Source organism: Elizabethkingia miricola (assembly GCF_001675285.1).
GTDB classification, from domain to species: domain Bacteria; phylum Bacteroidota; class Bacteroidia; order Flavobacteriales; family Weeksellaceae; genus Elizabethkingia; species Elizabethkingia miricola.
On sequence record NZ_LSGQ01000028.1, the window covers coordinates 120,050 to 139,998 of the forward strand.

The 19,949-nt window shown below is 35.3% G+C and carries 15 protein-coding genes and 1 riboswitch; of the genes, 10 read left to right on the top strand and 5 right to left on the bottom strand.

What is annotated here, in order from left to right; all coding sequences use genetic code 11:
* Window positions 1-28 precede the first annotated feature (28 nt).
* A complete protein-coding gene (gene hemN / locus ATE49_RS13255; protein WP_065082584.1) occupies window positions 29-1,387 on the top strand; it encodes an oxygen-independent coproporphyrinogen III oxidase in 1,359 nt (452 codons plus the stop codon).
* Between the two features lie 68 nt (window positions 1,388-1,455).
* Here hemN and ATE49_RS13260 read toward each other — a convergent pair whose 3' ends face one another.
* On the bottom strand, window positions 1,456-2,121 hold the full coding sequence (locus ATE49_RS13260; RefSeq protein ID WP_081278479.1) for a murein L,D-transpeptidase catalytic domain-containing protein: 666 nt from the start codon (window positions 2,119-2,121) through the stop codon (window positions 1,456-1,458).
* A gap of 199 nt (window positions 2,122-2,320) precedes the next feature.
* Between ATE49_RS13260 and ATE49_RS13265 the strand changes: the two genes are divergently transcribed.
* From ATE49_RS13265 to ATE49_RS13280, 4 genes are all read left to right on the top strand, one after another.
* On the top strand, window positions 2,321-5,215 hold the full coding sequence (locus ATE49_RS13265) for a protein translocase subunit SecDF (RefSeq protein WP_059154058.1): 2,895 nt from the start codon (window positions 2,321-2,323) through the stop codon (window positions 5,213-5,215).
* A 97-nt stretch (window positions 5,216-5,312) separates the two neighbouring features.
* A complete protein-coding gene (locus ATE49_RS13270) occupies window positions 5,313-6,524 on the top strand; it encodes a TCR/Tet family MFS transporter (protein ID WP_065082586.1) in 1,212 nt (403 codons plus the stop codon).
* Between the two features lie 60 nt (window positions 6,525-6,584).
* On the top strand, window positions 6,585-7,010 hold the full coding sequence (locus tag ATE49_RS13275; protein WP_034868432.1) for a Sec-independent protein translocase subunit TatA/TatB: 426 nt from the start codon (window positions 6,585-6,587) through the stop codon (window positions 7,008-7,010).
* A gap of 3 nt (window positions 7,011-7,013) precedes the next feature.
* Window positions 7,014-7,568, top strand: a complete 555-nt coding sequence (locus ATE49_RS13280; protein ID WP_059344601.1) for a phosphatase PAP2 family protein — start codon at window positions 7,014-7,016, stop codon at window positions 7,566-7,568.
* Between the two features lie 61 nt (window positions 7,569-7,629).
* On the opposite strand, the gene rlmH is transcribed toward ATE49_RS13280, so the two are convergent.
* Window positions 7,630-8,103: a 23S rRNA (pseudouridine(1915)-N(3))-methyltransferase RlmH gene (gene rlmH, locus ATE49_RS13285; RefSeq protein ID WP_009093184.1), complete on the bottom strand. Its 474-nt coding sequence runs from the start codon at window positions 8,101-8,103 to the stop codon at window positions 7,630-7,632.
* A 32-nt stretch (window positions 8,104-8,135) separates the two neighbouring features.
* On the opposite strand from rlmH, the gene ATE49_RS13290 reads away from it, so the two are divergent.
* A complete protein-coding gene (locus ATE49_RS13290) occupies window positions 8,136-9,131 on the top strand; it encodes a YihY/virulence factor BrkB family protein (protein WP_169817118.1) in 996 nt (331 codons plus the stop codon).
* 59 nt (window positions 9,132-9,190) lie between these two features.
* Here ATE49_RS13290 and ATE49_RS13295 read toward each other — a convergent pair whose 3' ends face one another.
* Both ATE49_RS13295 and cdd read right to left on the bottom strand, forming a co-directional pair.
* Window positions 9,191-11,101: a TonB-dependent receptor plug domain-containing protein gene (locus tag ATE49_RS13295; protein ID WP_065082587.1), complete on the bottom strand. Its 1,911-nt coding sequence runs from the start codon at window positions 11,099-11,101 to the stop codon at window positions 9,191-9,193.
* Between the two features lie 103 nt (window positions 11,102-11,204).
* A riboswitch (cobalamin riboswitch) is annotated at window positions 11,205-11,378 on the bottom strand.
* 6 nt (window positions 11,379-11,384) lie between these two features.
* Complete coding sequence (cdd, locus tag ATE49_RS13300; RefSeq protein ID WP_065082588.1) at window positions 11,385-11,870, bottom strand: cytidine deaminase; 486 nt, start codon at window positions 11,868-11,870, stop codon at window positions 11,385-11,387.
* Window positions 11,871-12,202: 332 nt separating this feature from the next.
* Between cdd and ATE49_RS13305 the strand changes: the two genes are divergently transcribed.
* The gene (locus tag ATE49_RS13305) at window positions 12,203-15,178 is read left to right on the top strand and encodes a TonB-dependent receptor domain-containing protein (protein ID WP_065082589.1); all 2,976 of its coding nucleotides are present in this window, start codon (window positions 12,203-12,205) and stop codon (window positions 15,176-15,178) included.
* Between the two features lie 7 nt (window positions 15,179-15,185).
* Complete coding sequence (locus tag ATE49_RS13310) at window positions 15,186-16,667, top strand: SusD/RagB family nutrient-binding outer membrane lipoprotein (protein WP_065082590.1); 1,482 nt, start codon at window positions 15,186-15,188, stop codon at window positions 16,665-16,667.
* Window positions 16,668-16,908: 241 nt separating this feature from the next.
* Here the strand turns inward: ATE49_RS13310 and ATE49_RS20250 are convergent, their stop codons facing one another.
* On the bottom strand, window positions 16,909-17,091 hold the full coding sequence (locus ATE49_RS20250; RefSeq protein WP_155759310.1) for a hypothetical protein: 183 nt from the start codon (window positions 17,089-17,091) through the stop codon (window positions 16,909-16,911).
* Window positions 17,092-17,265: 174 nt separating this feature from the next.
* On the opposite strand from ATE49_RS20250, the gene ATE49_RS13315 reads away from it, so the two are divergent.
* Together ATE49_RS13315 and ATE49_RS13320 are read left to right on the top strand one after the other, a co-directional pair.
* Complete coding sequence (locus tag ATE49_RS13315; protein WP_034868453.1) at window positions 17,266-17,631, top strand: BlaI/MecI/CopY family transcriptional regulator; 366 nt, start codon at window positions 17,266-17,268, stop codon at window positions 17,629-17,631.
* Window positions 17,631-19,928 carry a M56 family metallopeptidase gene (locus ATE49_RS13320; protein ID WP_065082591.1) on the top strand — a complete coding sequence of 766 codons (2,298 nt, stop codon included), beginning with the start codon at window positions 17,631-17,633 and terminating at the stop codon, window positions 19,926-19,928. The genes ATE49_RS13315 and ATE49_RS13320 overlap by 1 nt, the downstream gene beginning before the upstream one ends.
* Window positions 19,929-19,949 lie beyond the last annotated feature (21 nt).

Here is a 19,949-nt window from a genome sequence, read left to right on the forward strand (position 1 = left end):
AGCCTGTTATATTTTGTAATTTTGCAGCATGAATTCATTAGTAGATAAATACAATATACCTGGCCCGCGCTATACATCTTATCCAACCGTTCCTTACTGGGATCTTGAAAGTTTTTCTGTAGAGGGTTGGAAGAAGTCGGTGATACGTTCTTTTAAAGAATCTAATGCGGAAGAAGGGATCAGTATATATATTCATCTTCCTTTTTGTGAGGCTTTGTGTACTTTTTGTGCATGCCATAAAAGAATTACAAAACAACACTCTGTAGAAGAACCATATTTGGAAACTGTTCTGAAAGAATGGCAGCTTTATCTGAATCTTTTCGACGAGAAACCGAAGCTAAAAGAACTTCACTTAGGAGGCGGGACTCCTACATTCTTTTCTCCGGAAAATCTTAAGAAACTTCTCAGCGGAATTTTTGAAACTGTAAAAATTGCGGAACATCCTGAATTCAGTTTTGAAGGACATCCGAATAATACAACATATGACCACCTTAAAACACTTTACGATCTGGGCTTCCGAAGAGTAAGCTTTGGTGTACAGGATTATAATGAAAAGGTGCAGAAAGCCATCAACAGAATACAGCCTTTTGAAAATGTAAAAAACGTAACAGAATGGGCTCGTGAAATTGGCTATACAGGAATCAGTCACGATCTGGTATTTGGTTTACCTTTCCAAAACTGGGAGTGCATGGAAAATACCATTCGTAAAACATTGGAGCTAAAACCAGACAGATTAGCATTCTATTCTTATGCACACGTTCCATGGATCAAAGGTGTAGGGCAGAGAGGCTTTGATGAAAATGATTTGCCTTCCGGTGATGAGAAACGCAGATTATACGAAGAGGGTAAAAGCTTACTGGAAGAATTGGGTTATTTCGAAATAGGAATGGATCATTTTGCATTACCACATGACGATCTTTATCAATCTATGAAGAAAGGGAAGCTTCATCGTAACTTTATGGGATATACGTCTTCTAAAACTCAGCTAATGGTAGGTTTAGGAATGTCCGGAATATCCGACAGTTGGTATGCATTTGCGCAAAATGAAAAAACAGTGGAAGGTTATGAGCAGATGGTAAATAACGGAGAATTCCCAGTAGTAAAAGGACATATATTAAATGAAGAAGATCTTATTATCCGTAGGCATATTCTGAATCTGATGTGTAGACTGGAAACATCATGGGACGCAGAAACAGCTTTTCCAGAATTTGAAAATGCAATGGACAAATTACAGGAAATGCAGAAAGATGGCTTGGTTGAGCTGTCTGAAAATGGTATAAAAATAACTGAAGAGGGAAGAGCCTTTACCCGAAATGTTACCATGACATTTGACCTGAGAATGTTAAGAAAACAACCGGGAACAAGGATATTCTCCATGACAATATAAAAGATTCAGAAGCTTCTTGGCGATGATGATATCGCGAAATAAGAAACTAGCATATTAATTCTGCAGAACTAGCTATAAATCCACATTAATACAGGTTTTGCAGAATTTTTTAATTTAAGATCAATAATTTTCATTGCATTATTAGATACTGTAGGGCATCCCCAGCCTTCCGGACTGCCTTTAGGAAAAACTTCTTCATCACTCATTTTATCCCACGAGTGAAATACAATAACGCGTTTCAAAGCATTGCTGTTTGTTTCTTCCAGTCCATGCATCAGATATTTTACATGAATACCCCAATTGCTGTATCCGCGAGCACCAATTTTATATTTTCCCAGAGAGGACAGGTGACTTCCATCTTCATTACTAAATTCAGCTTTAGCTGCAGATTCATCAGAAGACCAGCTATTTGCACCACAACCATGTCCTACAAGATATTCTTTAGCAATTTTATTCTCCCTGAAATCCCATATAAAAAAGCGGTTAGTGCCAGAATGCATACTCATGTCTATCAGAATACAGAAATCGGTATTAAATTTATTTTGTCTGTTGTATAATAATGCTTCTTCTGCTTTTTGTTTTAGCTTTTTAATATCTGTTTTTTGCTTTACAATTGGCTTTTCATCATTCTTTATAACAACTGGTGTATGTGGATGCTTTTTCTCTTCTTTTTCCTGACAGCTGGTAGCTAAAAAAGCTATAAAAAAGAATAAAAAGATTTTTTTAGACATCATTGGTTTTGTATTAATGGCAAAAATAAAGATAATTAAGACAGAATTATTATTACTCTTATAATTTCAGGTGTAGATTACTGTCAAATTTACATTCTTACCGCACTTGAGAGCAGTTAAAAAGAAAATTGTTAAAATTTACTAAAAATCATTATATTTGCGCCTTATAATCAATGAAAAATAGTCGTTAAATCATAAAAAAATGCAAGGAAAAGGACTCATTACCACTATTGCAATCATCCTCGGATTGATATGCATTAATGAACTCCTGCCGAGTTTCTATGCGAATAGAATTGAGAAAGAGGCACAAGCTCTTTCCGGAGGCAATGAAGTTAAGTACAAAAAGGAATTAGAAAAGTTGTCCAAAGACACGCTTAATCTGGGTTTCACAAAACTGGATTATCGTTCTGCCAAGGAAAAAGAAATGAAACTTGGTCTGGATTTGAAAGGAGGGATCAACGTTTTGTTGGAAATTAATCAAAGAGACCTGGTTAATGATTTAACGAATTATTCCACAAACCCAGTTTTAGTAGAAGCTCTGAACAGAACAGATGCTGCACAAAAGTTCTCTACTAAGACATACATCGATAACTTTTTTGTTCAGTTTGATGCTGTAAACAAGGAAAAAGGGACAAATGTAAAACTTTCTAACCCTGAAGTTTTCGGTACTCAGAAGCTAAGTGATCAGATTAAATTCAATACACCTGATGACGAAGTAAAAAAGATTATTTCTAAGAAAATTGATGCCTCTGTAGGTTCAGCTTTTGAAGTAATCCGTACGCGTATTGATAAACTAGGGGTAACACAACCGAACGTACAGAGAGTACCTGGAACAGGTCGTATCTTGGTTGAAATGCCTGGTATCAAAGATATTGACAGAGTAAAGAAATTACTACAGACTTCTGCAAGATTACAATTCTGGGAAGTACAAACTGCAGGTGAAGTTGCTCCGTATTTCCAACAACTTACTTCTGTTGTAATGACAAAAGGAGATTCTATTGGTGTTAATAAGAATATGAATCTTATCAATACTCTGGATATGCAGAATGGTGCAAGACAGAATGGAGTAGGTAACGTTAAACTTTCTGATACAGCTACTGTAAATAAATTATTAAACAGTGCTCAGGCTATTAAAGCGCGTCCGGCTAACCTTAGATTTACAAAGTTTATGTGGGCTGCAAAACCTGAATCTAATACTCCGGATAATCTGACATTATATGCAATCCGTGGAACAGCAAACAACAAAGCTCCGCTTGATGGTGCTGTAAAAGATGCACGTGTTAACTACGACCAGATCGGAAGAATTGAAATCGGAATGCAAATGGATTCTGATGGTACTAAAGTATGGAAAACACTTACTGAGAAAAACATCGGAAGACCAATCGCTGTAACTCTGGATGACAATGTATATACTGCTCCTAATGTAAATACAGCAATTCCTAACGGACAATCTGTAATTACAGGTAACTTCAGTCAGGACGAAGCTAAAGATTTAGTAGATGTACTAAACTCAGGTAAACTTCCTGCTACTGCAAAAATTGTTCAGGCAGATGTTGTTGGACCTTCATTAGGTGCTGAATCTATCAACGCTGGTGTTATGTCATTCATTATTGCGTTTGCCCTTATCATGGTATATATCATTTTCTACTATGGAATGGCTGGTGTTTATGCGGTAATTGCGATGATTATTAACTTATTCTACGTGTTCGGTATTATGGACTCTATCGATGCTACACTTACCTTACCAGGTATCGCGGGTATCGTATTATCCATGGCCATGGCAGTAGATACGAACGTAATCATTTATGAAAGAACCAAAGAAGAATTATTTGCAGGAAAAGGAATCCGTGAAGCATACAACGATGGTTTCAAGCACGCTTTATCTGCGATTATTGACGGACACGCAACAACATTACTAACAGCTGTTGTATTATATATTTTCGGTACAGGACCAATCCAAGGATTTGCTGTAACCTTAATTATCGGTATTCTGATGACGTTCTTTACTTCTGTACTATTGTCGAGAGTAATGATCTTCAGCAGACTTGGAAAAGGTAAAGAGATTTCAGTATGGACATCTTTCTCAAAAAATCTTTTCAGAAATATCTGGATCGACTTTATCGGGAAAAGAAAATGGTCTTACATCTTCTCTACTATATTGATGATTATCTGTATCGCATCTATCGTTACAAAAGGCTTCAAATTTGGGGTTGACTTCAAAGGAGGAAGAAGTTATGTTGTAAGATTTGATAAGCCGGTTGTGGCTTCCGATATTCAGGAAGAGTTGGCTCCGATATTTAAAACTAATGACGGTAAAAACGAAGCTGTAGATGTTAAAACATTTGGTAACTCTAATCAGCTTAGAATAACAACTGACTACAAAATTGATGACGTTAACACAACTGTTGACTCTGAGATTGAACATAAATTATACGACGGATTAAAGAAACACCTTCCGGCTAACGAAACATTCGAAGCTTTCAAAAGTTCTGATGTCGGACATGCAGGAATCGTTTCTTCTACGAAAGTAGGACCTACAGTAGCAGATGACATTCAGGTTCACGGTACATTAGCAGTTCTTGCTGCTTTAGCGGGAATCTTCATCTACATCTTATTAAGATTTAGAAAATGGCAATTCTCTCTTGGTGCTGTTGTGGCATTGTTCCACGATGCGGTAGTAATTTTAGGGGTATTCTCCTTATTCTACACAGTAGCGCCATTCAATATGGAGATCAACCAGGATTTCATTGCAGCTGTATTAACAGTATTAGGATATTCCATTAACGATACGGTAATTGTATTTGACCGTATCCGTGAATACCTTAGAGAAAGAAAATCTATCAGCCTTGCAGGTCTGTTTGATGATTCCATCAGCAGCACGTTGGGTAGAACATTCAACACTTCATTCACTACGATATTGGTTATCCTTGCGATCTTCCTTTTCGGAGGTGATAATATGAAGGGCTTCATGTTTGCATTATTAATCGGTATTGGTTTCGGTACTTATTCATCCATCTTCATCGCATCAGCAATTGCTTATGACTGTTTGAAAGGACGAAAAAAAGACGCCCCGCCAGTACATGAGATAAACAAATAATAAAAAGCCCCGAAATTCGGGGCTTTTTTTATTATTAATTTTAAAATAAACAATATTACAGTAACAATTCATTATTTTTGTTGCGCTTTTTTAAATTATGGAAAATAAAAAGACGAACACCGCGATAGGCTTTATATTCATCACAATGCTTATCGATATAACAGGATGGGGTATTATTATCCCGGTTATACCAAAGCTAATAGAAGAACTTATTCATGGTGATATCAGTGAAGCCGCAAAATATGGAGGCTGGCTAAGTTTTGCCTATGCATTTACCCAGTTTATATTTGCTCCTCTGGTGGGCAACCTTAGTGATAAATACGGGAGACGTCCCATTATCCTGATATCTTTATTGGGGTTTGCGATAGATTATGTATTTCTGGCATTATCTCCAAATATTATCTGGTTATTTATCGGTCGTGTTATAGCGGGTATGACGGGAGCAAGTATTACAACAGCCAGTGCTTATATCGCCGATATTAGTACAGAAGAAAACCGGGCAAAGAATTTCGGGCTTATTGGAGCTGCTTTTGGGATGGGATTCATTATCGGACCTGTATTAGGCGGACTTTTAGGACAGTTTGGTTCCAGAGTTCCCTTTTACGCTGCGGCAGTTCTTTGTTTAATCAATTTCATATACGGTTACTTTATTCTTCCGGAATCTCTGGATAAAGATCACAGGAGAGAATTTGAATGGAAAAGAGCTAACCCTATAGGATCATTATTTATGCTGAAGAAGCATCCTAAAATGTCGGGGCTGATATTAGTACTTATTCTGATATATATTGGTGCACATGCGGTACAAAGTAACTGGTCTTATTTCACCATGTACATGTTTGGATGGAAAGAAAAAGAAGTAGGATTATCTCTTGGACTTATTGGTTTATTAGTAGGACTTGTACAAGGGCTACTAATACGCTGGATAAATCCTAGAATTGGAAATGAAAGAAGTATCTATTACGGACTTGGATTATATGCAATAGGAATGTTACTATTTGCTTTTGCTACTGAAAGCTGGATGATGTTTGCCTTTTTAGTACCTTACTGTTTAGGTGGTATCTGCGGACCTGCATTGCAGTCTGTAATTACCGGTAACGTATCCAAACAGGAACAAGGTGAGTTACAGGGAGCATTAACCAGTCTTATGAGTGCAACTGCTATTGTAGGGCCACCATTAATGACAAACCTGTTTTTCTACTTTACGCATGATCAGGCACCTTTTCAGTTTCCGGGAGCTCCATTTTTCTTAGCGTTTATAATGTTGGGAATGGGGGCAATAATTGCTTACTTTAACTTTAGAAAGAAATAAAATTGCTGAAATTAAACTTAAAAACAGCAAGGTTAAGAATATCTTTTGTAATTTTGATTTATGGAACTTAGCATAGGAGAAATGTTAGTGGTGGCATTAGTCATCGTAGTATTATTTGGACCGGATAAAATACCGAGTATCGCACGCGAATTAGGACAAGGTGTCCGTAAAATGAAAGGTGCGATGGAGGATATTAAAACGGAGATTATGAAGGAGGCTGATAATCCGATTTCAGACATCAAAAAAGAGATTGATAAAGTAAAGCAAACTGTTACCGATATTAATCCGCTTAATGATGTACAAAAGCAGATAGAGGATATGAAAAACTCTGTAAATCCAATGGATCAGCATACAGCTGATACGTCTTCTCCGGCTCCGGAAAAAACTACAGAGACAATAGCCCATACAGAAACCGAACAAATAGCTTCAGCCGAGAAAAAAGTTGATCCTTTAAGCGATGAACATGTTGGTCCGGTAAGCCGATAGAATATGGAAGAAATCATTCATTCGGATAAAGAGCTGTTACTATACCTAAATGGTCTTGGATCACCAGGTTTTGATTCTTTTTGGATCTATATGACCAAACCATTGGTTTGGATACCTCTGTATCTTTTATTAATGTTTCTGGTTTATAAGAAATATTCTGTAAAGAATTTTTTATTTATCCTTCTTTTTATAGCTGTCGGAATTACAGCAAGCGACCAGATCGCCAATATTTTTAAATATGGTTTCCTGAGACTAAGACCTTGTCACGATCCGGAACTTATTAATCATATGCGTTTGGTTACCTGTGGCGGAAAATATGGATTTTACTCTGCACATGCGAGTACCACTTTTTTTCTGGCTACATTTTTAAGTTTCCTTATCGGGAGAAATTATAAGTTCCTGCCTTACTTGCTTTTTTTATGGGCAGTAGTGGTTTCTTACAGCAGAATCTATTTAGGAGTTCATTTTCCTGGAGATGTCGCTGTTGGGGCTTTAATGGGCTTCTTATTGGGAGGTTTATTCTCTACACTGGCATTGAGATACGTGAGCAAAAAATAATAAATATAAAAAAGGTTCTTCGCTTTGAAGAACCTTTTTAGTTTTTATATCCTAGAGGTTATTAATCATTATGATAAGGTTTTCCTTGCAGAATTGTAGAAGCACGATAAATCTGTTCTACAAAGAACAAACGAATCATCTGATGGGTAAATGTCATTTTTGATAATGAAATTTTTTCCTGAGCTCTGCTGTAGATTTCTTCAGAAAACCCATAAGCTCCTCCTACAAGGAATGCAAGATGCCGGGTAGACATATTCATCCAGTTATCTATTTTGGATGCAAATTCACGGGATGTAAACTGTTTTCCCTTTTCATCCAATAATACAACAGTATCTGTATTATCCAGATAGTTAAGGAATAACTTAGCTTCTTCTTTCTTTAACTGAATATCAGTAAGGTTTTTGGCATTTTTAACGTCAGGAATTTCAATGAATTCAAAATTGAAATGTTTCGGAAGACGCGGAATGTAATAAGCAATGAGTTTCTTAATTTCAGCATCATCCGTTTTGCCAATACATATTAAACTTATACGCATTTTATTATCTTTGCTTTTGCAAATATAGATGAATGCCTTTAAAAACGCCTCAATTAATCATTAGATTTCGTGATTTTCTCGATAGCATACACCTGCCTATGTTAGGTATTTCGCTGTTGAAAATGTTTGAAATCTATGGAGAGGGAATTTTTAAAAATCCTGTTATCAGACAAGCTGCAGCAATATCATGGGCTTTTTTCCTAAGTCTTTTCCCTTTTTTATTATTTCTGCTTTCAATTCTTCCATATCTGCCGCATTACGATAAGCTCCAGTTTTATATATTCGATGTTATGCTGGCCAATATATTACCGGCTGATATAAAGGTTTATGTTACAGAATATCTCCAAGACACACTTATTCCTAACCTTAAAGGCATCAGTAATTTTGTAACCATTATACTCGCCTTAATATTTGGAACAAACGGAACACATGCCCTCATTATGGGTTTTAATCTGAATACAGATGTAAAGCGTACTTTTTTCAGAAACTATGGAATTGCATTACTCATAACAATTGCTTTTGTAAGCATTACTGTTTTGTCTCTTCTGGGAATTTATTACGCAGAGGTTGTAATGAAACTTTTCAATCCGGTAAACAGTATTTCCTGGTTGGTGAACAATCTTACAAAGATTATCAGTTTCATATCATTCCCTTTATTCTATTTCATCTTGCTGGCTTTATTTTACTGGGTAGGCTGCCTTAAAATTAAAAGATTCAGTGAGGCTATTCCGGGGGCTATTTTCAGTACTTTGCTATTTGGTTTTATTACTTATGTTTTTGCCTTTTATGTACGGGATATTGCGCGTTATAACTTCTTATACGGTTCTATTGGTTCCATAATACTGGTTATGATCTGGGTAAACCTGAATATCATTCTTATTTTGTTTGGTAACGAGCTTAATCTGGCAATAAAAAAAGTAAAAATGGACAAAAAGATAGGAGATGAGCTGGCGGCACAAATAGAACAGCAACAGTTTCTGCAAACTTCATCTGGTCCTAATAATAGCGATCACAATATCCGGTTATAAAAAGGGCCGTGATAAGCAAGCTTATACACGGCCGAGGATAGATGATTTGGTATCTTTTATTAGAATCTGTAAGAGACTCCTAATGTATAATTTCTGTTCTTAGTTGTATAACCGATTACATCTACATAATCTTTATTGAAGAGATTACCGATGTTAAGATAAGCATCAATATTATGTACGATCTTCTGGTTGATGTTCAGGTTGAATAAATTGAAATCGGCTACTTTAACATTTTTGGTACTAAATGAAACAGAGTCATAATATGCATCATTTCTCTTACCTACAAACTGGTGAGAAACGGTAATTCTTGTTGATGCAAAAGGCTTCACCTCTACATAAGAGTTAACTCTTTGTTTTGGCTGGCGCAGCATTGTTGCTTCTTTATCTTTTTCTACAAAACTATAGTTCCCTCCAAATTTAACCATATCAATGATCTGATAGTCGAAACCAACTTCAAATCCTTTTACTTTATTTTCGTCTATATTCTGGAAGCTTCCCGTATAATCAGGATTAGATACATAAGCGAAAGCATCTTTTTCTTTTCTCTGGAATAAGCTTACATTAAAGTTCAGGCTTCTGTCTTTTTTACCAAAACTTAAATCAATTTCATGGGATTGGTTTCTTTCTGGTTTTAGATCAGGGTTTGGTAAAGTCCAAGGAAGTGATCCATAGTTCTGATAGAGGGTAGGAGCAATAAATGCTGTAGCAAAAGAATATCCGATTTTGAAATAGGTGTCATTAAATTCTTTCAAATAGTATGGATTTACACTATATATCCAGTGGTTACCAAACTTAGAATTATCAGTCATTCTGACGCCTGCATCTAAATTGAATCCTTTATAATTTGCATTGAAATTTGCGTAAGCATCAAAACTATGAAGTTTTGTATCACCGCTTTTCAGGACTTCTTCCATATTATCCTTACCATATGGAAGACTTTTTGATCCCATTCTCTGATCTTCATATTGTACACCTACAGTAAAATTAAAGTAATCATTTACTTTATAATTGTTGTAAAGCTCTGCAATAAAGTTTTTCCCATTGTATGAAAACTGATCCTGATAAGAAGCTCCTTTTATACTTTGCCCTAACCTGTCTACATCCGTATAACGGGTATTGAATACTATTTTACCATTATGGTATCTGTAGTTAGCATTACCGCCTACATAAAACTGTTTGTCGTTTCCACGGTTCTGTCCATCAGTGAAAGCTCCTGTATCATATAAATAGAGATTATGATTCCATCCTCCATTAATATTAACATCAAAATTATTTCCTGAATAACCTATACCAGCGGAAAGGTTCTGTTTTTCCCAACCATCTTTATCAAAGGTGCTGTCACCTTTAGCAGAAGACAAGCCTTGAGATTTTTCATTGAAGGCATTGAGCTGATAATTAAATTTGTCAATTTTCCCTCTTAATGCTCCATCTTGTGCATATGTATTATAAGACCCGGCTCTTGCAGTAAGAGCTCCTTCAATAGCTTTTTGCGATGCTTTTTTTGTTTTTACATTGATCACAGAAACTGTAGCATTAGAACCGTATAATACAGAAGAAGCACCATTCAGTATCTCAATGCTTTCTACATTTTCCAGAGCTAACAAACGAAGATCGGCTGCAGTATAGTCATTTCCGGTAACATCTCTTAACGGAACTCCATCTAATAGTATAACTATATTAGCGTTTTTACCTCCTCTTACCCTCATTATTTTAGGTTCGGAGGCGTTATTAAAATTACCTGTAATCTGGAATCCTGCCACCTGATCCAATACATCGCTAAGGTTTTGTCCTTTATATTTTTCCAGATCTTTATTGGTGATAAGGGTAACATTTTTACCTGTTTTATAAAGCTTCTGAGACGTTTTAGAAGCAATGGTTACCTCTTCAATCTGGCCATTTTTCTCTTCCTGAGCATATAAGCCGGAACCAACAAAAAGAAGAGCTCCGATTACAAATAGTTTTTTATTCATGAATAAAATTTAGTTAAACCTGTATCCGGAGAAATAAGAACAAATAGACCTAATAATATTTATAGGACAAATAATCCGAACTTTTCCTCCGAAAGTTGTTAATTAATAATTATAGTTTCAGGCAGGTCTCCTGGCTTTCACATTTCTGTGCCTTCCCGTAATTACAGTGGCTTTGTACAGAAATACTTCAGTGATCTACAGTTGCGGGGACAGCTCTGGTGTTACACCAGATTCCCTTTTCATCGGACAATGCCGAACCTGAATTTTTGCAAATATAAGAAAGTTATAAATAATTTTTGTCGAAGGAGAAAGGCAGTAAATCTTTTACACTGTAGCATTTAACTGTTTTTCCTTGTGTAGACGCAAAATAAATTTCAATAGGAGAGCTTTGTTTACTCTCGTATTCTAATATAGATTGTCTGCATGAACCACATGGCGGAATTGGAATATTATTGTCAGCCATCTCGTTTTTTGGGCCGCCAACTACAAATATTTTTTTAATTTCCTGTCCGGGATGGTTTGCTGCCAACCAATATATAGCAGTTCTTTCAGCACATAATCCTGAAGGATAAGCTGCATTCTCCTGATTATTACCAACAATAATTTCACCATTTTCCAGAAGGATTGCACATCCTACAAAAAACTCCGAATAGGGAGCATAAGCTGTTTTACGGATTTCAGAAGCTGTTTCGAATAGCTTCTTTTCAGTATCGTCTAATTCCGATATGTTTTTATAAACTTCAAAATGAATGTTTAAATCTTGTTTCATTCGTTACAAATAAAGGGAGGTAAAATTAATCATAAATATCGAAATACAAACTATTATAATAAAGTATGCAATTTTAATCAGCACATAGAAAGAAAATCAGGTATTTGCAAATCCGAAAAAAAAGATAATTATAGTATTGTTATAATTCTTTCATCCCAGAAAACTTTATCAAACAATACTGTTTTAACGAAATTTAATATATAGAGAGCAGGATATTTTATATTTTCTAAAGCCTTGTTTTTGTACTATTTCCTAAATATAAAGTTAATAAAATGCTAAACAGGTGTTAATATTAACTTAAAATACGAGGGATACTTTTGCAAAAAAACTGAATGAAACGAGTATTATTATCTGCTTCAGTTGTATTATTACCTTTTCTGCCTTATGCACAGGAAGTTGGTAAAAAAGATACACTGAAACAGAAAGAGAAGAACATTGATGGAGTTGTAATTACTGCCTTGGGAATTGGTAAAAAAGCAAAGAAAATTGGTTATTCCACTCAGGAAATCAATACCAAACAGTTCGAAACTGTAACGACACCCAGTGTAGGAAATCTTTTTGCGGGACAGGTTGCCGGACTTAATGTCTCCAATCCTCCGGGAATGCAGCAAAAACCAACTTTTACATTGCGTGGAAACTCTAACGTTATTATTGTAATAGATGGCGTTATTGTAGACGACAAAACATTCCAGGCACTGGATCCTTCCAACATCGAGAATATTAACGTACTAAAAGGAGCTACAGCATCTGCATTATACGGTTCCAGGGGTAGATATGGGGCCATTCTGGTAACCACCAAAAGTGCTAAGAAAAGTGGATTTACAGTAGAATTTGGCCAGAACACTATGTTTACAGCTGGTTTTACCAATCTTCCCAAAACACAAACAGAATACGGAAACGGTTCTCACGGTAAATATGAATTCTGGGATGGTGCCGATGGGGGAATCAATGACGGAGATATGATCTGGGGGCCAAAATTTGTTCCTGGAAGAAAGCTTGCTCAGTGGAACAGCCCAATACTGGATAAACAAACTGGCCAGGTAATTCCGTGGTATGGTAACGTAGCCAATACTCCGTATAATGATAAATCAAGATACGAAAGAGTACCTACAGACTGGACTTACCACGATAACCTGAATACGTTTTTGACACCTTCGTTTATCAATAATACAAACTTCGCAGTTAATTATAAGCATAATAAAGATACCTACAGACTTTCCGGAAACTTCATGAATTTTGATGACAGAATTCCTGAATCTTATCTTAGAAAATACGGAGCTAACTTCTCCAGTAATACATACATCACAGATAAGTTAAGCTTTAATACAAAATTGGCTTATAACAGAACAACTACCCCAAGTATGCCTAACTATAACTATGACCCGAGCGGACATATGTATACCATACTTATCTGGATGGGTGGTGACGTAGACGGAAGAGATCTTAAAAATAATCTTTGGGTAAAAGGAAGAGAAGGCTATCAACAAGCAAACTGGAACTACGCTTGGTATAACAACCCATGGTTTGGTGCTAAAAACTTTAAAAACAGTGTTGCGACAGATGTCTATAGCGCCCAGACAGGATTAACTTATGAAGCATCCGATGATTTTACAGTGAAAGGTAAAATCTCTTATGTAGAGAATGATACTAAAAATGAATTAAAGAGTCCATATTCTTATTTCAACTACGATGCACCAAGAAATGGACGTTACAGAGTAACAAACTCTAAAACTATAAACCTGAACTACGATGTCCTTGCTACCTATAATAAGGCCATTACAGACAATATTAATTTAACAGTTAATGCCGGAGGGTCAGGATTCTACTATAAGTATAAAGATGACATAACATCTGTAGACGGATTAAAAGTTCCCGGAGTATATTCTTTCGATAACTCGATAAAGCCTTTAACACGTGACTATAATATTAGCGAAAAATTAATTTACAGTGCTTATGGTACTGTGGATTTAGAGTTCTACAAAACTTTATTTGTGAATGTTTCCGGAAGAAATGACTGGTCATCTACTTTGCCGAAAAGTAACAGATCTTATTTTTATCCGTCTGCATCCTTCAGTTTATTGCTGAATAATATAATTCCAATGCCAAAAGCTTTTGATATTGTAAAACTTTATGGTTCATGGGCACAGATTGCATACGACTTCGATCCTTATGCTATCCGTAATTATTACCTGAACAACGGTGGAAATACCTTTAATGGAAATCCTTACTACACATATCCATCGGTATTAAACAAAGAAGGGAACATTGGTCCTGAGAAGACAAGATCTTATGAAGCTGGTTTAAATATCGGTATGCTGAATAACAGAATTAGCTTGGATGTAGCTTATTACAATACACTGGATTATAATAATATTCTGAGATTCCCGGGTTCACAGACTTCTGGTTTTGCTACAGAAGTGGTAAACGGAAATAAATATACTACAAATGGTGTAGATATATCCTTAAGCCTTGTACCTATTAAGAACAGAAATTTCCAATGGAAATCTTTACTTAATTGGAGTAAGTCGGTTCAGAAGATCACTGAAATCTATCAGGGTAGAGATAACTATAATAACATTAAGCTTAACGAACGTACTGACAGTTTCTACGGTTATACCTGGAAAAAGAATGCTAACGGAGCGCTTATTTTAGATGCTAATACAGGTCTTCCTACAAGAGCAGATGCTCCTTCTTATCTTGGACATTTTAATCCGGATTGGACATTTGGTTTTACCAATACCTTCAAATATAAAAACCTTAGTTTAACTGTTGGTATTGATGGTAGTTTTGGCGGCGTAATGGAATCTGTAGTTGTTGAGAAAATGTGGTGGGGTGGTAAGCATCCAAATTCTGTACAATATAGGGATGCAGAATACGATCAGGGTAAATATACCTTTGTACCAAACGGAGTTAATTACAATCCAACGACTAATACTTATACACCACATACAAAAGCAATAAGCTTCCAGGATTGGGCACAGAACTATCCATACCGTGCAATGGTAACAGAAAGCGAAAGTAAAGAATACGCAAACGTTTTTGACAGATCATTCATCAAACTTCGTTCTGTAGTGTTAGAATATGATTTCACATCCATACTAAATCCTAAAGGCTTTGTAAAAGGACTTACTGTAAACTTATCCGGATACAATCTGGCGATGTGGAAGAAATCTAAAAACCTTTATTCAGACCCAGACTATAAGATTGGAGGAACTGGCATTGGTTCAGGCCGAAATGCAAATTCATCTAATGACATTCAGGATCCTTCCAGCAGATGGTTTGGTGTTGGGTTTAACTTAAAATTCTAAAAAAACAATGAAAAAATATATTATATCAGTTCTTGCAGTACCTTTCTTATTACTGAGTTCTTGTGAATCTGACTTAACAAAAATTAATGAGAACCCCAAGGATCCTGCAAATGTAGATCCTAGTGTATTGCTTACCAATGTAGCGAGACAATCTTTCCCGGTTGACAATAGCTCTAATTCGGCATTAAGAATGCTTGTAAATACAGGAGAAGAGAACGATTATCAGTACCTGAAATGGAATAATGCTTCTTTCGATGCTTACAAAAACATTTTGCTGAATGATGTAAAAATGATGGAGGAAGCAGCCAAGAGTAATAATAAAAACTATCAGGCAATAGGTAAATTTTTCCGTGCACTTCATTTCTATAATCTTAGTATGAGGGTAGGAGATATTCCATACTCAGAGGCATTAAAAGGTGAAACTGATAATATAAGATTGCCAAAGTATGACAAGCAGGAAGATGTTTTCGCAGGAATTCTTGCTGAGTTGAAAGAAGCCAATTCATTAATCAATACCAATGATAAAATTGGTGGAGATATCGTTTATAACGGAAACATCGAAAGATGGAAAAAGCTAATCAACTCATTCCGTTTAAAAATCCTTATTACGCTTTCTAAGAAAACTAAAGCAGGAAATATTGATATTAAAAATGAATTTGCGAGTATTGTAAATTCTGAAAGATTAATGGAATCAAATAGTGACAACGGACAATTGACTTTCTTTGATTTGGCTAACAGCCGTTATCCAACTTTTAACAGCAGTTCCTATGGTTCCAGTTTATATATGTCCGATACATTTATTCAGTACTTCAAGGACAGAAAGGATCCAAGAATCTTCACTTTCGCAGAGCAAACTACTTCCGCGAAAGAAAAGAATCTTGCGCTGACAGACTATAATGCATACCAGGGTGGAAATCCTATTTCACCTTATTCAGATAATGCAAAACTAATAGATCAGAAGATTATCTCAAAAGTAAAAACACGCTTCTACCTGGATCCGGTAAATGAGCCAAGTAATATCCTAAGCTACTCGGAACTAAACTTTATTTTGGCAGAAGCCGCAGTAAGAGGGTGGATTAATCAAAGCGGAGCAAAACAATACTATGATACTGCAGTTAAGGCTAGCTTCGATTTTTATAAAGCCAATGTGAAAGATTCGGATAAATTATTTGCAGGTTTTGACATTCCCAATTATTTAAACAGTGCGCCTGTTGCCTATAATACAGGTGAAAGCACTGATAAGCAAATGGAAAGAATTCTTACTCAGAAATATATGACAATGTTCCATCAGAGTCAGTGGACTGGTTATTATGATGCACTTCGTACAGGTTATCCGAAATTACCAATCGTTAGTGGTGGTGTATTTCCTAAAAGGTTCAGATATCCTCAGGATGAATACAATACTAATTCGCGAAATCTGAATGCAGCAATCAGCTCTCAGTATGGTGGGAAAGATGATATTTTCCAGACACCATGGTGGTTACAATAACTTTTTCTTCATAATTACACTTTATTTTTAACAAAAGTCAGGGTCTCAGATCCTGACTTTTTTATTATGTGTCGACAAAAGTTATATTATTATGATCTGTACATGCCAAATCATTGACCATTATCAGTTATAAGACAAATGAATCGAAATAAAGTAATTAAAAGTTAGGAATAAGCAAAGTTACTGAGCTCCAAGACGAATTAAGAAGCCTGTACTGTTTTAATACTAGAATAAGATATTACTATTTAGATTTGGCTTTTACTTTAATAGCCTTTATTACAGAGTATAAAACATTAAGCATAAGTACAACAGGAATAATTCCGCCTACGATCATATTCATTCTGATGGTTGTAGAAAATCCCAAAGCTAAACCTGATGTAAGTAAAATCATTAGTAGCCCGGAGATAAATAAAGTATTCTTCAATTGATTTGGATTTGAGCTAACGAAATTAACAAAATATTAGATATTCTTTATAGATATATTAACTATAATATGTTAAAAAATCATAAATTTTAAATACTACTAAAATTTTAGTTGAGTGAATCAAAATTTTGTTTACATTTGTTATACTAAGTTTTTAGTTATAAAATAATCCCTATGAAAAATAAAAGTCTTACCAAAGCAGAAGAACAGATTATGCAGTATATGTGGCAATTGGAAAAAGCATTCCTAAAGGATATTCTGGATTTATTTCCGGAACCGAAACCACATACGAATACTGTTTCTACGCTTATTAAAATTCTTATAGAGAAAGGATTTGTAAACTATACTTTACATGGACGCCAGCACGAATACTTTCCGGTTGTTTCGAAAGAAGCTTATAGCGGAAAATCGTTAAAAGGACTGATGAAAAATTATTTTGATGGTTCTTACCGTAATGTTGTTTCATTTTTGGTAGAAAAGAATGAAATGAGTGTTGAAGATCTTGAAATGCTTTTACAGGAACTTAAAGATAAAGAATAATGGAAATACTACTATACCTTGGAAAAATGCTATTATGCTCTGCTATTATGTGGAGTTATTACCTGCTTTTTTTGAAAGATAAAACCTTCCATCACTATAACAGGTTTTACCTTCTAGCAACAATAGTAATAAGTTTATTCTTACCATTATTAAAGGTAGAGTACTTTACTATAGAAACTGACAATAGAATATTTCTTCTTCTCCAAAGTTTCAGTTTACAAACAACAAAGCAGGCGACTGCTGGTTTTGACTGGAAAAGCATTGCACTTTTCATCTTATTAGTAGTATCTATAGTTCTTTTTATAAGATTACTGATTGGTATTTATAAGATTAATCGAATGAAAAATCAGTATGACGGAAAAGAGCTGAAAGGCGTTCGCTTTTATATAACAGACTTACATGATGCTCCGTTCTCATTTTTCAAAAATCTTTTTTGGAAAAAATCTATTGAAATAGATTCAGACCTTGGAAAGCAAATCCTGAAACATGAAATGGTACATATAGAACAGAAACACAGCTGGGACAAGTTATTCATAGAATTTGTACAGGCCGTATTCTGGTTCAATCCAATTTTTTATTGGCTTAAGAAAGAGCTATTCTTAATCCACGAATATCTTGCCGATAAAAAGGCAGTAAAACAGAATGACACAAAAGCATTTGCGCAGATGCTTTTGGCAAGTAAATTTTCCGGAACACATTTACCTGCAACAAGTCCATTCTTATCTTCTAACCTCAAAAAAAGATTACAAATGCTCACTAAACCTCATTACACCAAATTTAGTTATGCGCGCAGGGTAATGGCTCTTCCGGTTTTATTCGGAATTTCTTTCACCTATTTAGTTACGGCTAAAAATAAAGAAATTGCTAAAACCAATCGCGAAATAGCAGTAGCTATCAATGCATTACAACAAGACACTATCGGATCAGGAAATAATAAGAATGTACACATCCAGATTAATGAAAATAATAACAGAGGTTCTCTTTTAACAAAAATAGAGCAGGCTTCCGACAATGCTATTTTCAAAATCAATGGTAAAGCAGTTACCAAATCCGAGTTCACCGAATTCTATCACCAAAACAAAAAAGCCCGTTATGCTTACAATCATTCTGGAACTTCTGGTTCGGGTACTACAATTTTTGATGCTTATGATCTAAGTTCAAAAGACCTTTCCGGAGACACTAAGTCCAAATTTGCAGAAAATAGCAAAAGATTTAAGAACAACCAAAGAAGTATTATTTATAATGGCAATTATGTCCGTTATGAAGATATGACAACTGAACAGAAAAAGGACTTTGATAAAGCCATGAAAGAGGCTCAGAAAGCAAAAGATTATATTAATTCTGCTGAGTATAAAAAAATAATTGCTGATGCCAAAAAAGCTGGAGAAGAAGGAAGAAAAGCGGCAGAAAAAGCAAGAGCTTATCTTAATTCTGACGAATACAAGAAGATAATGGAAGATTCCCGTAAAGCTGCTGAGATAGGAAGGAGGGAAGCTGAGAAAGCAAGAGCTTATCTTAATTCTGACGAGTACAAAAAGATAATGGAAGATTCCCGTAAAGCTGCTGAGATAGGAAGGAGAGAAGCTGAGAAGGCAAGAGCTTATCTTAATTCTGCTGAATATAAGCAAATAATGGAAAATGCCAGGAGAGAATCAGAAAAAGCTAGAAATTACATGAACTCTCCAGAGTATAAGCAGATAATGGAGAATGCTAAAAAGGCTGCCGAAGATGGAAGAAAGCAGGCCGAGAAAGCCCGTGAATACCTTAACTCTCCGGAATATAAAAAAATAATGGAAGAGAGCAGATTGGCTGCTCAAAACTGGAGTAGTAAGTTTAAAGACAGCTTTAAAAATGTAGACTTTTCCGGAACTTTTATGACCAAAGAAAAACAGAATAAAGTTTTAGAAGAATTAAAGAACAGTCTGAAAGACAAAAACATGAAGGATGAAGACATTCAGAAGATTCTTGAAAATGTAAAGAAAAACTTTAGCAATTCTTCGAAGATTGGTACTGCCATAAATATCTCCGCAAAAACAGACTCTCCATTTGTTATGGCTGTAGCCGGTAATGAACCTAAAAGCTATAGTTTTACTTCAACGTACTCTACAACAGGAGATGATGTTGGTAAACCATCTTTGAAAATAACTTCTTTTGGAAAAGATGCTGAAGTTTATCTAAATGGTGTAAAAGTAGAATATGATGATATAAAAGATATCAATCCAAAAGAAATACAAAGTATGAGTGTTTCTAAGAGTACAGGCAAGAAAACCATTATAAAAATTCAGAAAAAATCTTAATAAAAGGCTGCGGAAGCAGCC

What these genes read in the sequence shown, in the direction of transcription:
- ATE49_RS13275 (WP_034868432.1), top strand. Translation starts at nt 6,585, where the DNA reads ATGGAACTTAGCATAGGAGAAATGTTAGTGGTGGCATTAGTCATCGTA.
- ATE49_RS13265 (WP_059154058.1), top strand. Translation starts at nt 2,321, where the DNA reads ATGCAAGGAAAAGGACTCATTACCACTATTGCAATCATCCTCGGATTG.
- cdd (WP_065082588.1), bottom strand. Translation starts at nt 11,870, where the DNA reads ATGAAACAAGATTTAAACATTCATTTTGAAGTTTATAAAAACATATCG.
- hemN (WP_065082584.1), top strand. Translation starts at nt 29, where the DNA reads ATGAATTCATTAGTAGATAAATACAATATACCTGGCCCGCGCTATACA.
- ATE49_RS13270 (WP_065082586.1), top strand. Translation starts at nt 5,313, where the DNA reads ATGGAAAATAAAAAGACGAACACCGCGATAGGCTTTATATTCATCACA.
- ATE49_RS13295 (WP_065082587.1), bottom strand. Translation starts at nt 11,101, where the DNA reads ATGAATAAAAAACTATTTGTAATCGGAGCTCTTCTTTTTGTTGGTTCC.
- ATE49_RS13310 (WP_065082590.1), top strand. Translation starts at nt 15,186, where the DNA reads ATGAAAAAATATATTATATCAGTTCTTGCAGTACCTTTCTTATTACTG.
- ATE49_RS13315 (WP_034868453.1), top strand. Translation starts at nt 17,266, where the DNA reads ATGAAAAATAAAAGTCTTACCAAAGCAGAAGAACAGATTATGCAGTAT.
- ATE49_RS13280 (WP_059344601.1), top strand. Translation starts at nt 7,014, where the DNA reads ATGGAAGAAATCATTCATTCGGATAAAGAGCTGTTACTATACCTAAAT.
- ATE49_RS13305 (WP_065082589.1), top strand. Translation starts at nt 12,203, where the DNA reads ATGAAACGAGTATTATTATCTGCTTCAGTTGTATTATTACCTTTTCTG.
- ATE49_RS13320 (WP_065082591.1), top strand. Translation starts at nt 17,631, where the DNA reads ATGGAAATACTACTATACCTTGGAAAAATGCTATTATGCTCTGCTATT.
- rlmH (WP_009093184.1), bottom strand. Translation starts at nt 8,103, where the DNA reads ATGCGTATAAGTTTAATATGTATTGGCAAAACGGATGATGCTGAAATT.
- ATE49_RS13290 (WP_169817118.1), top strand. Translation starts at nt 8,136, where the DNA reads ATGCCTTTAAAAACGCCTCAATTAATCATTAGATTTCGTGATTTTCTC.
- ATE49_RS13260 (WP_081278479.1), bottom strand. Translation starts at nt 2,121, where the DNA reads ATGATGTCTAAAAAAATCTTTTTATTCTTTTTTATAGCTTTTTTAGCT.